The sequence below is a fragment of the Metabacillus crassostreae genome (genome assembly GCF_016908395.1).
Classification (GTDB): Bacteria; Bacillota; Bacilli; order Bacillales; family Bacillaceae; genus Metabacillus; species Metabacillus crassostreae.
The window spans coordinates 116,753-130,254 of sequence record NZ_JAFBDU010000010.1 but is presented as its reverse complement, the minus strand read 5'-3'; the positions used below and the strand labels follow the sequence as shown (position 1 = coordinate 130,254).

At 32.0% G+C, this 13,502-nt stretch carries 9 protein-coding genes; 8 read left to right on the top strand and 1 reads right to left on the bottom strand.

Annotated elements, in window-relative coordinates:
* Positions 1 to 351: 351 nt before the first annotated feature.
* Entirely contained in the window at positions 352 to 1,395 is a 1,044-nt protein-coding gene (locus JOC75_RS21095) for a prenyltransferase/squalene oxidase repeat-containing protein (protein WP_204955949.1), read from the bottom strand.
* Between the two features lie 371 nt (positions 1,396 to 1,766).
* On the opposite strand from JOC75_RS21095, the gene JOC75_RS21090 reads away from it, so the two are divergent.
* From JOC75_RS21090 to JOC75_RS21055, 8 genes are all read left to right on the top strand, one after another.
* Complete coding sequence (locus JOC75_RS21090) at positions 1,767 to 2,561, top strand: nucleotidyl cyclase domain-containing protein (RefSeq protein WP_204955948.1); 795 nt, start codon at positions 1,767 to 1,769, stop codon at positions 2,559 to 2,561.
* 20 nt (positions 2,562 to 2,581) lie between these two features.
* Positions 2,582 to 3,823 carry a glycosyltransferase family 2 protein gene (locus JOC75_RS21085; RefSeq protein ID WP_204955947.1) on the top strand — a complete coding sequence of 414 codons (1,242 nt, stop codon included), beginning with the start codon at positions 2,582 to 2,584 and terminating at the stop codon, positions 3,821 to 3,823.
* A gap of 363 nt (positions 3,824 to 4,186) precedes the next feature.
* The gene (locus JOC75_RS21080) at positions 4,187 to 6,250 is read left to right on the top strand and encodes an N-acetylmuramoyl-L-alanine amidase (RefSeq protein WP_204955945.1); all 2,064 of its coding nucleotides are present in this window, start codon (positions 4,187 to 4,189) and stop codon (positions 6,248 to 6,250) included.
* A gap of 305 nt (positions 6,251 to 6,555) precedes the next feature.
* The gene (locus JOC75_RS21075) at positions 6,556 to 7,548 is read left to right on the top strand and encodes a methyltransferase domain-containing protein (protein ID WP_204955944.1); all 993 of its coding nucleotides are present in this window, start codon (positions 6,556 to 6,558) and stop codon (positions 7,546 to 7,548) included.
* Positions 7,548 to 9,752, top strand: coding sequence for a glycosyltransferase (locus tag JOC75_RS21070; protein ID WP_204955942.1), 2,205 nt, complete (start codon positions 7,548 to 7,550; stop codon positions 9,750 to 9,752). The genes JOC75_RS21075 and JOC75_RS21070 overlap by 1 nt, the downstream gene beginning before the upstream one ends.
* A 135-nt stretch (positions 9,753 to 9,887) precedes the next feature.
* The gene (locus JOC75_RS21065) at positions 9,888 to 10,259 is read left to right on the top strand and encodes a hypothetical protein (RefSeq protein ID WP_204955941.1); all 372 of its coding nucleotides are present in this window, start codon (positions 9,888 to 9,890) and stop codon (positions 10,257 to 10,259) included.
* Between the two features lie 181 nt (positions 10,260 to 10,440).
* Entirely contained in the window at positions 10,441 to 12,030 is a 1,590-nt protein-coding gene (locus JOC75_RS21060; RefSeq protein ID WP_204955940.1) for a glycosyltransferase family 4 protein, read from the top strand.
* A 113-nt stretch (positions 12,031 to 12,143) separates the two neighbouring features.
* Positions 12,144 to 13,403, top strand: coding sequence for a nucleotide sugar dehydrogenase (locus JOC75_RS21055; protein WP_204955939.1), 1,260 nt, complete (start codon positions 12,144 to 12,146; stop codon positions 13,401 to 13,403).
* The last annotated feature ends 99 nt before the right edge of the window (positions 13,404 to 13,502 follow it).

The window sequence follows — 13,502 nt, the reverse complement described above, 5'->3', positions numbered from 1 at the left end:
GAATCTAAAAAAGATGACCCCTGTTCAATACAGAGATCATCTTCTGAATGCAGCCTAGTCTTTTTTAAAATGTCCTTTACAAAGGGTACACTTTAAACAAACCTCAAGCTTTTTTATAATGGTCTAGTTAAACTAAAGCACGGTACATATATTCATAAGAATAGAACAAATACAAAGTATATTTATACTGTCAGCAATCAAAGTTAAATTTATAAACTTTCTAGGTTAAAATTGAATTCTTCATTTTCTACTTGTAATGGTTCTCTATAACAGGTCCATCGTTGAAATAAAAAGGCACCTCTACGTGCCTTTACTTTTTTACCTCTTTAGCATGATTAAACTATTAGACTACTAATGTAATAAACTTTCTGCTAGTAATGGAAGGATATTATCAAAAAAGTGGGCATTTTCACCTACTGTATAGCCCCCATCTTCATTTTTAAATTGTATAAGCCTTTCGTATAACTCTCGGGAAAACTCTTTGTCAATAGACATAAAAAAGGATATCAACAATCCGTAGACAGCTGTAGATTCATATTCAACAGTAGGATTTTGACTTATTCTATCATACTTCCCATAAATCCTCCCATCCTTCTTAAAGCTTTCCCGAATAAAATCCACAAAAGGTTCCACATTCCCATTTAATAGCTGTAATTGCTGCGCTATGAGAATTTGATCAACTAAGTGAACCTCCTCGTTCCATATAAATTCACTGGTAGTTACATTAAATCGTTGTGGATAAAAGATAGAATTCTCATGTTCTAACAAAAGGGTCTCTAGTTTTTTAGTTATTTCCCTAGGGAAATAATCTAGCGCTTCTAAATCAATGTAAGAAAGCATAATCTCATTAGAAGCTAAATTATAATCTTGCTCATAGAAGCTTACTAAATAACCCTGGTTAATCTGGTTATGAATGATAAAATCTTTTATGCGCTCTGCTAATTCATAATAGGTCTTATTCGAAAACGTTTCACTAGCAAAGTATAATGTCTTCATGATACGCAAGTCATCAATTAGTGCATTAGAAGAGGATATTTTCTCACCTTGTGCGCCCACCTTCCAGTATATAAAACCTTCTTCGTTTAGAAAGTGTTTCTTCAGAATATCTACCTGAGCTTTAAACTCAGACCTATTCATTGTTAATAAAAGATAGCTTAAATATAAACCTGTACTTTCGCTTAGTGCTTCTTGTCCCCTCGCTGCCCAATCCTCCTCTACATAACCTGGTTCCTCTCGAATATACGTAGCGATTGTACCACTTTCATTTAAGAAGTGTGTTTCAATAAAGTGCTCTGTAGAATTCGAACCCTTCAGTTGTTGAATCTTCAATGTGTAGAAACCAACAGTAATAATTGTTACTAACATTAACAGACTTAAAAAGTAGGTTTTCTTCATCGACTTTGTTACCTCATTTCAAATGATGAGTTTTTGGATATAAATATTTCCTATATTAAACTGTAACTTAACAAGTATATCTTTAAAAGGATTGAACTTATCCTATAAATTATAATAAAAATAGCAGTTTAATTGCTACTATTGCTAAGAAATGGGTGAATTGCTTACTTTCAATCCATTCAGCTCGGTGAATACTTTAAAATTATTTAGATATAACACTATATTTTTTGCATGTTATTACCATTTATTATTGCTTTTTCTAAAACCCATAAGATAACATTTGGAATTACTTTAGAAAAAGGGAAATAATAATACTGGTCTTCCAAAAAATTATAGACAAATTTTTTAGTGGTGGTATTATAGTATAAAAAATGTTGATAGTTCTTAAGAACTATTTACCTAATGAGGTGGCTGTCCTGAAAAAGAGTCTTAATTCAATTTTGTGGTTTATCGCTCTCTTTCTCTTTGTTCAATTACTTTCACTTTTTGTACTACCTACAGAAAAGGCTTGGTTAAATTATTCAATTACGTTGTTGTACATTGTTATTTTACTAGTTAGTCGAAGCTCAAATAGCTTCATCGTTTTGTTATTGATCAGCATCTTTTATGGATTCGGGTTAACCTTTTATTGTTACTTAACTGGATTTTCTTTTAATTCACAATTTATTTTTATCATCTTGCACTTACTCTTAACTACTAGCCTTTTCCTTCTATGGCTTATGTATGACCGCTTGAAGAAAATCATCGAGGAAGTCATGATTTTAAAACTAAAGGTTAAGGACCTGGAAAAGTATGCGGAAATTCCTAACCTTCTTTCAACAAATGAATTTATAAGTCAAGCTAGAGTTTTGCTAACGGGGTCAAACAGAAGGAAAGAACATTCCTATTTATTAAAAATAAAACCTTTAGATGATAAAACCACCAATAAATCAGTAATTCAGTCGGTAGCTAACATTGCCTTAGATACACTTCGAGTAAATTATGATTTAATTACGAAGTATGGAAATGAGCAGCTACTTATCTTTCTACAAAATACTAATAAAGAAGGTACCGATGTTTTTATTGAACGTCTAAAAGAAAACATTAAAGGAGAGTTTTTAACTATTCCAGTTTCTTTTGAAGCTACTTTAGTAGATACGGTAGAGGCGATTCAAAAAACAAACTAACATATAAAGGTGACTACAATATGAAAATTTTACTTTTAGTTGTAATGAGTTTTTTTTGGATCCTATTATTCTATTACTCAATATTAGCAGTCGCAGGCGTTTATCATCGTCTACAAAAGAGTAAGATTAAGCAACTAGAGAGCTATCCTTCTGTAGCCATTCTCATTCCTGCGCATAATGAAGGCCTTGTTATTGCAGATACCCTTCACGCAATGTCAAAAATTAATTATCCAGGTGAGCTTAACATCTATGTATTAGATGATGCTTCCTCTGATAATACGGAAGAGATAGCTAGTTCCTATGAAAACCTATATAAGAGGATTCACTATGTTAAAGTACCTCCAGGTAGTCCTAAGGGAAAATCAAGGGTTTTAAATTACGGTCTATCTATCTCTCAATCTGATTATTTCTTAGTCTATGATGCAGATAATCAACCAGAGCCACAAGCAGTAAAGTTATTAGTTGAAAAGGCAGAAACTACTTCTAATGCAGCTGGAGCTGTAGGTTATGTCAAAACCATTAATGCAAATAAAAATTTATTAACTAGAATGATTGCTATAGAGTTTCAGGTATTTCAACTTCTAATGCAGTCTGGACGTTGGACTTTATTCCGGCTAGGAACCCTTGCTGGCACGAATATGCTATTAAAACGAAGTATATTAGAAGAAATGGGTGGTTATGACCCTTATGCTCTAGCAGAAGACTCAGAATTAACTATACGAGTAACATCTAAAGGTTTTACCCTTCCTGTTGTTCACGATGCTAAAACTTGGGAGCAAGAACCAGAGGATATTAAAGTGTTTATCCGTCAAAGAACCAGATGGCTAATTGGAAATATCTATATCCTTGAAAAAACATTTAAGGACTTTAGCTTTTGGAAAGGTAGAACATTCTTCCATAGCTTTCAGCACGTTCTGACGTACTTATTTTTCGTCTTTTTCTTATTGTTTTCCAATACCTGGTTTGTACTAAGCCTTATTGGGTTTGACCTACCAAAGGTAGACTCACCTTTACTTATGTTTTGGTTTATGAGTTATGTTGTCTATTCTTTTCAAATTCTTAGTAGCATGGTACTAGATAAAACAACTTCACCCTATAATGTAATAGTAGGAATTATCATGTACTTCACCTATGCTCAGTTATTTTTAATTTTATTAACAAAGAGCTTTTATTCCTACACAATAAATCGAATTAAAAATAATACTATTGAATGGGATAAAACAAGAAGATTTAAAGATACGAAAGAAAAAAATGCTGCTTAACTTCATAAGCATAAAAACCTGTTATAAGATTGCAAAAATGCAGTTCTTTAACAGGTTTTTTTTTATTTATTGTCTGCTTTTTTATCGTAAAGTACCTAATTAATATTAAACACTTCATCACATCAAACTAGAAAGTTGAAACAGGCACCAAAGCTCTATATCGACAAAAATTGTGATATTTCTCCCATTTTTTCTTATATCTTCAATATTCTATTGAGAAAAATATCATGAAATAGTATATTTGTATGGTGCTAGAAAAAGATAATAAAAAGTAGATAGTTTTGTATAAGTCAAAATACCTATATGTGAAAAGGTTGACCTATTATTGAAAATATTCATAGAAATAAAGGAGGCTGAACATCAATGAAAAAACTCATCATAAGTATCCTAGTTACTCTATTAATGATAACAGGATTTACAAGCTTTGAATCAGCTCGATCAGTTCAAGCTTCAGACGTCTATTTTACGTATTATGCAAAAAATGATTTTGTTGCTCGAACAGGTAGAGGTACCCAATATCCCTCTGCGGGAAGAGTGCCATTCCAAAGTGCCTTTGCTGTTAAAAAGGGAGGCATAATAAATGGATGGGCAGAAATAATTGTGAATGGAAAGAAAGTATATGCTCAATATAGCAATATTGTTAACAAAAAACCTACTCATCCAGTTTATTTTCAATATTATGCCAAAGAAGCAGTCAGCTTTTATGCAGATCGATCTTTAAAATCAAAAAGGTTTGGATCTATCGCTGAAGATGCTATCATTCCTGTAGCCAAGGGAACAGTTATAAACGATTGGGTTGAAATCAAATTTAAAGGGCAAAAATATTATGTTGAATATAATAAAGTTACGCCTAAAGCACCAACATACTTCACATATTACTCTACAAATGACTTTACCTTATATAACGAAAGACATACTAAAACTCCAAAGCTTCAAGTTCCTTATGAAGCAGTAGTTAAAGTTAAAAAAGGCAGTGTAATTAATGGGTGGAGCAGAATTGAATATAATGGTGTAAAAGGATATGCTCCATATAACAATATATCTAGCAAGAAGCCAATCTATTTTAACTATTATGTAGAACAGGCTGTAAATTATTATTCTAGTAAGAGTACAAGTTCAGAATTAAAAGGTTCACTAGGAGAAGATACTCTTGTTAGAGTGAAAAAGGGAACAGTAGATAATGGATGGGTAGAGGTTAAAATCAGCGGGAATAATTATTATTCTGATTATAGCAAGCTAACTAATAGGGCGCCTGTTTATTTTACGTATTATGCAAATAGAGACTTCAAATTATTTGAGGCTAGAAACACTTCAAAATCATTGGTAAATGTGCCAACAAATGCTCAAGTGAAAGTGAAAAAAGGCAGTGTAATTAATGGGTGGAGTAGGATAGAATATAAGGGGATCAAGGGCTATGCACCTTATGATTATATTTCAAATGAGAAACCAGGTCACTTCATCTATTATGCTAATAAAACAACGAATATTTATTCTTCAACGAATACAAGTACAGGAGTCATGGGAACAATCAAAAAGAATGATCCTGTAAAAATTCAGATTGGTAGTATAAAAAACGGTTGGGCAGTTGTTTCAGAATATAATGGTAAAGACGGCTATATAAAAGCCTCTGACATTGTTAATAAACCATTTTATTATGCACGTGAGATTTTAGAATTAAGGCAAAAGAAAAGTGCCAAGTCAAACAGAATCTTATCAATAGCTAAAGGTGAAGAAGTTACAGTTCTTAATCGAGCTGAGTTATTTCAAGATTGGGTTTTGGTTCGATATAATGGCAAAACAGGTTATGTTTCAAGTAGATATTTAACTTTAGAAAAAGTGGCAAAGGATACACCACTTAGTAAGATTATTGTCATTGATCCAGGTCATGGTGGTAAAGATCCTGGAGCAATTGGAAATGGTTTAAGAGAATCAGATGTTAACCTTACTATGGGGAAAAGAACAGCTAGTAAACTTAGTAATATGGGTTACGAGGTTCATCTAACAAGAACAGAGGATGTATTTCTTGCTTTAAATGAACGCACTGAGTTTGCCTATAATCTAAGCCCTGGTGTTTTTATTAGTTTGCATATGAATGCTGTTACAAACCCAGATGTTGATGGAACAGAAACGTATTCTACTGTTTCAGCAAAATCTTTAACTCCTGCGGAGAAAGCTGATAGTGATAAACTTGCTGCTTTTATACAAAATCGATTAGTAGAAGCAATTAAAACTGATGATCGTGGAACTAAGAAAAATGATTTTTATGTTATTGATAAAAACTATACACGATCAGTATTGATTGAGATGGGCTTTATTTCTAATCCTGAGGATGCAAATATATTCAAAACGGAATCAGGTCAAGATAAGACAGCTACTGCTATTGCAAATGGGATTAATGATTTTTATAAGTGGAAAAATGGAAAATGATGGTTTTGAAACTAGCACAGGATAATTGTGCTAGTTTTTTAGTTAGATTTTTTTGTATAGGATGTTATATGAATGTATAGACATCTTAATGATTCAAAACATTAAGGTTTTAATCGATTTAACATATCGCCTAGCTTATTAATTGTTAGGCTAGCAAAAAAAATTTAGAAAAAGTAACATAAACAATTTTTAAGGTTGTTGATAATAGACATTTTTCGATATAATAGGTGAAGCTTAATAATGAATAATGAGATACATATTGAAAAAATTTTAAACAAAATACCTTGAATTGTGGAGGAGTTATTTTGAGAGATATTTCTATAGATCGTGTTACTCAAGCCTATTATGGGGAATTGGGAACAGATTTTAGTGGAAAAACAAGAGAAAGAATTAACTGGATTGTAAAACAAGTTGAAGGTAAAAATGTACTTGATATTGGGTGTTCACAGGGGATAGCATCAATCCTACTAGGTCGCGAAGGGAAAAATGTAGATGCTATTGATCTTTCTAAGGAATCAATTAAATATGCTGAGAAAGAACTTGAAAAAGAGCATTCATCAGTAAAAGAATTAGTCACTTTTAGATTAGCGAATTTTATGACTGATAATTTGCTTAAACATGAATATGATACAATTTTATTAACAGAAGTACTTGAGCATATTGGTAATCCTGAACATTTCTTACAAAAAATAAAAAGTCACCTGAAATTAAATGGTAAATTGATTGTTACTGTGCCATTTGGTATTAACGATTTCATTGATCATAAACAAACATATTACTATTCAAATCTTGTAGAGCAACTAGTACCATTTTTCAAGGTTGAAGCAGTCGATTATTTAGGGAAATGGATTGGAGTAATGTGTTCTGTTTCTGATGATAACGATTTACAACCAAATATCTATTCAAAACACTCTGTAAGTCAGTTAGAGGATGCGTTTTATCAAATAGAACGTGATTATGTAAATAAGATTAATGACTATACTAGAGGAAACTCTGATAATAAAGAACGATTAAGAGAGCTGCAGAAAAAGGAGCTTTTGTTTAATGAACTAAACTCATCAGTTATAAAAAAAGATGAATATATTCGACAGCTTCAATTCGAAGTGATTGAGCTTCTGAATCGAGAAGAAGAAGCATTAAAAAGTGCAATCGCAAAAGCATACAAAATAGAGGATCTTACAAAAGAGATCGGAAACATGGAGCATAGATATAATGCTTTAAAACGATCAAGGCTTGGTAGACTTCAAATCAGATACTGGTGGCTGAGGAAAAAACTAGCTGGAAGAGGTAAGAAATAATGCTTAAAGAGGAATTGCTGAAACGATTAGATAAGGTAAGGTTTACACGTGCAAAGAAATTAGGGTACAAAACCCCTGATGATATTTTGCGTTCTAACGAGAACCCTCTATATAGTGAAGGAATTAGTATTATAATTCCTACCTATAAAGGTCAAGATGTGATTAAAGGATGTCTAGAATCGTTAGCACGACAAACACTTAATCAGTCATTATTTGAAGTTATTATTGTTATAAATGGTGAAAAAGATAATACTGAAGAAGTCATTAAAGACTTTGCTGAAACAAATAAAATGACAAATATAAAAATAATTGTTATGGATGAGGCAGGAGCTTCTGTAGCTAGGAATAAAGGGATCTCACTAGCATCACGTCAGTATTGTACATTTGTTGATGATGATGATTACCTATCAGAAAACTTTTTAGAAGAAATGTATAGATTATCAGATTTAAATACAATCGTTATATCACAAATCCATAATGTAGAAGTAGATGGGAAAATTCAATCATCAAACCCCTTGAACCGTCAAATTTTAAAATCAGTTATAAGCAGGCAACATCCATATAATAAATTAAATATGGTGTTAACTATCAATGCTTGTAAGCTTATCCCTACAATGTCTTTACAACAATTTCGTTTTGATGAAACGCTTCGTAGTGGTGAAGATGTTGCATTTTTTACAGATTTAGTTATAAAGAATGACTTTAAATATGTAGTGGCACCTATTGCTAAGAAAGTGATTTACTATCGTGTTTTAAGAGATAATTCAGTTTCCCGTCAAAAAATGACATTTGACTTTAATGTTGTTCAACGAGCAGATGTAATTGGAAAGTTAAATGAATTACTATCAGTTGATGAATTAGCTCCTGTGAAGCGAGGGTTTATTGAACGGAAAATTCTTGCGCAAAGCTCTTTCATTAAGAAATATTACGAAGAGCATCAAAATCAATATGGTGAAATTATGGAAGAACTGACTTTAAGATATTTTACTTATTTCCCTTATCACCTATTAAATGAAAAACGAGTTGAGCGTTTAGTTATCTCTTATTGTTTTCCGCCATATAACGATACTTCAGGAAATGTTATGGCAAAACGAATGAGGGAAGCTTCTAAGGTCTCAGATGTTATTTATAATACGATGGACAGTGCTAGATCAAAAAGCTATACATTAAATAAAATGGTTGATGACTTAATTAATAGTAGAATGCCTATTAATTCTCCTACAAGCTTTTCAAATTGGAGAGATATAAAAGCGTTTATAGAGATGGGTATGCAGGAAATAGAAGAGAAAGTAAAGGGTAGAGGAGCTTATAAAGAAGTCGTTAGTCGTGCTTTATGGCCAGCATCACATTTTCTTGCTTATCAATATAAGCGCCAATATCCTGAGTCAAGGTGGATTGCAGAATTCTCTGATCCTTTACTTTTTGATATCGAAGCGAAGAAGAGACAAGTTGATATAGCAGATAATCAATATATTAAGAGTCTCGAAACAAGCGTGAAAAAAGAAGGTATGCCTGCGGGGAATACAGATAACTTATTTTTTTGGTGCGAATATTTGCCATATGTATTTGCTGATGAGCTTATATTTACCAATAAGCATCAGTTGAAATATATGATGGACGTTTTCCCAATAAATGAAGTAAAAGAAATTATCAAGAAAAAGGCAATAATTGCACCTCATCCAACTCTGCCAGAACGATATTATCATTTGGAAGAGGTGGATTATCCATTAATTTCAGATGACCATGTTAACCTTGCATACTTTGGTAATTTTTATAGTAAACGAAATTTAAATGACATTTTTGAGGGTTTGAAATTGACAGGAGATAATGTGAGACAAAGGATACTTGTACATGTTTTCACATCAAAGCCACAGGAATTAGAATATTCTCTAAAAGGTGATCTTTTAGAGGATAATATTATTGTGAATGGATATGTAGATTTTTACAAATTCCTAAATCTTTGCACACAGTTTGATTGTTTAATCGTTAATGATTCTACTACTTTAGATAATAAGGATATAAATCCTTATCTTCCTTCGAAACTAAGCGATTATAGTGGAAGTGGCTCGGAAATTTGGGGTATATATGAAGAGGGTAGTATTCTTAGTGAAAGTGATCATGTGGAATATTTAACACCACTTAATGATTTTAAAGCAGCAGCTGAAGTGTATACACAGCTAATGAATAAGAAATTTAAACATTAAGGTTCACTTAAGGGAAAACAGGTAGTTATGGATTTTTTCATAGCTTTCCTGTTTTTTCTTGATTGACCATGTGTTTATTTAGGCATATTTACTAATACATGATAATTCTTTTGGAAAATTCATTAGGAGGAGAAGATGGATAGATTTGAAGATAAATATTATGAGTTAAAACGTCTAAATGAACGTTTAATTGAAGATAAAGTAGAAATGGAACAAGAATTTAAAGAAATACTCAGTCATATTGTTGATGAAGTTGATAGTGCGGGTAAAGATAAAGAAAAGTCTGGGAGTGGAAATCTCTCAATGTATAAGGAATTAAAAGCTTCTGGAATATTAAAAGGTAAACTTTTTGTTAACACAATTAATGAACTGGAAGTAATGAATGATAAGTTATTATTAGAACTCAAGTTACTTAAAGATAGGTATAGTAAATTGGAAAAATCGAAATTAGGAAGAATTCAGAAGAAATGGTGGTTAGTCAGAAAGAAGATTAATAAATTTTTTTGAAGGATGGAACACTTCCATTGATTCTAGATCATAGAATGTGATTCCTAGTGGGAAATAGTGGGGAAGATACCTACATAGGATATTGATCTCTATTATGAGAAACTCAAACATACAAAAAAGAAGTTAAAAATGTAGATTAGCTATAATCTAATCAAAGTAATTCGGAAATAGGGGGGTATCAATGGCAATACAACATTTTATTGATGATAATTGGTCTGAAGTAAGCTCACCTTATTACGTCTCTTTCGTAATAGAGGATAGTTTGTTAATAGAAGCAATACAAAAAAAGAAAGAATCGCCACATATTATTACCTACTATGATAATAAACGAATTTTTTTAGACACCATTCATTCTGATTATACATATATAGCTAAATTGGATGGTGAAACAAAAAATAGCGTCCAAATAAAGCAGGTTATTGTTGGTTATGATAAAAATAATGAGCAAGTATTTAGTGTTTATAACCCTTTAGGTTGTGAGATGATTGTGGATTTTCCTGAAGAGGTTATTAGTTATTCAATGGGCTTACATATTTCTGGATCAGGAGAAGCGGAAATTACATTATGTTCTTTAGAGGCTTTTTCTTCGCCAAGAATAATAAATAAAAAACAATTGGCTTTGAGGAATACTGATTCTAAATATATTATTATTACTAACACATATCCTGATAAAAATAATTATTATCAAAATATGTTTGTTCATAAAAGAGTCTTAAGCTACAAGAAAAAAGGTATAAATGTCGAGGTATATAGGTTAAACACAGATCCTGGAAGTGTTGCTTACTATGAATATGAAGGAATTCCTGTCTATCTTAGTGGGGAACGTGAATTAACTCGTTTATTGGACAATAAATCATACAAGAAAATCTTATTTCACTTTATTAATGAGCGTATGTATCGTGCAGTTTGTGCGTCTACAGCAGTTAATAAACCAAAATTAGTCTGGGTACATGGATATGAGACTACAAAATGGTATCGTCGGTGGTTTAATTTTTACCGAGATATGTCTAACATGAGAATGGCTCTTAAACAATCAGAAGACAATCAAAAGCAGTTAGATTTTCTAAAAAAGCTATATTCTGAAGAAGAAAACATAAAATTTATATTTGTGTCTAATTGGTATAAAGAAAAAGTTGCTGAAAAAGATACTAACACTTTTGTGAAAAATGCCACCATTATTCACAATCTGATAGATGATGAGCTATTTGATTATGTTGAAAAACCAACTGAGCAAAGAAAACGTATTTTAACGATACGTCCTTTTTCATCGAGAACATATGCTAATGATTTAGTGGTTAAAGCAATATTAGAGCTCAAAAAAAGGGATATATTCAATGATTTAATATTTGATATATATGGAGAAGGACCTTTATTTGAAGAGGTTGTTCAACCTATCCGAGATTTGAAAAATGTAAACCTGCATAATTATTTTCTATCACAAGAAGAAATATCCAAGCAACATAAATCACATGGTATCTTTTTAGGGCCATCAAGAATGGACTCGCAAGGAGTGTCATTAGGTGAAGCGATGTCTAGTGGTTTAGTTCCTGTGACAAATGCCATATGCGCTATACCAGAGTTTATTGATGACAAATGTGGTTATCTTGCTGATAAAGAGGATTTTGTTGGACTAGCAAATGCAATAGAACATATGTATCACAATCCGAAGGAATTTATTAAGAGATCACGTACTGCAGCACAGCGAGTACGAAATCAATGTGGTAAAAACAAAATGATTGAAAGTGAATTACTTGAAATCACTAATTTATAAAATGATTTAAAAACGTAACATTTACTATATTGACAAGGATTTATGTAAGATGTAATGTTGGTAAAGAGCAAATTTACATTTTTACATTTCGTTTAAACTGGAGGAAATTAAATATGAAGTTAGTAACAGTTGGCCTAGGCTATATTGGACTTCCAACTTCCATTATGTTTGCAAAGCATGGTGTAGATGTACTTGGAGTAGATATACAACAAGATGTAATAGATAAGTTAAACGGTGGACAAATTCATATAGAAGAACCTGGGTTACAGGAAGCCTTAGATGAGGTTATAGTTTCTGGGAAATTTAAAGCATCTACGTCACCAGAAAAGGGAGACGTTTTTATAATTGCTGTTCCAACTCCTAATAATGATGATACTTATAAATCAATTGACCTCAAGTATGTTCAGAGTGCTGTAGAAAATATCATCCCGTATTTAGAGAAGAACAATACAGTGATTATTGAATCTACAATTGCACCTCGTACTACTGATGATTTCGTAAAACCTCTTCTAGAAAAAGCAGGATTTGTAATTGGCGAAGACTTATTCCTTGTTCACTGTCCTGAAAGAGTACTGCCTGGTCAAATTATGCATGAATTAGTTCATAACAACCGAATTATTGGTGGTGTAACTGAAGCGTGTAAAAAAGCAGGGGCAGATGTATATTCTAGATTTGTTCAGGGTGAACTTATCATTACAGATGCAAAAACTGCTGAGATGTCAAAATTAATGGAAAATACGTATCGTGATGTTAACATCTCTTTAGCTAATGAACTTGTAAAGATTTGTACAAAGCTAGAAATTAATGCTCTGAATGTAATTGAGATGGCAAATAAGCACCCTCGAGTAAATTTACATTTACCAGGGCCTGGCGTTGGGGGGCACTGTTTAGCAGTAGATCCTTACTTTATTGTTGCAGAAGCACCAGATCAAGCGAAGCTTATTTATCAGGCACGAGACATAAACGTCTCTATGCCTTCATTCATTGTTGAGAATGTAGTGAAGTCTCTTAATGGAATAAAAGATAAAAAAATCACGGTATTCGGTCTTACTTATAAAGGAAATGTGGATGATATCCGTGAAAGTCCAGCAATGGAAATTTATAAACATCTAAGAGAAGCTGGTGCTAAGGAAGTTGCTGCTTACGACCCACATGTGAAGCAGAGCTGGGTTGAGCAAGATATAAAAAGAGCTGTTAAAGACTCGAGTTTAATTCTTGTCTTAACAGACCACAATGAATTTAAAACAATAGAATTAGAAGATATAGCGGGAATGACAGATAAGAAAATATTTGATACGAAAAATATTGTGAAAAACTATCCAGAAGAAGTTACTTATTTTAATTTAGGCAACCTTTATCAATTTGTTCAATAATAAATAATAAATGTGATTTATTCTGCGACCATATTATTTATGGTCGCCTTTTACTCTTTATGAATAGTCTTTGAATAATGGTTTGTTTAAATGTCACGT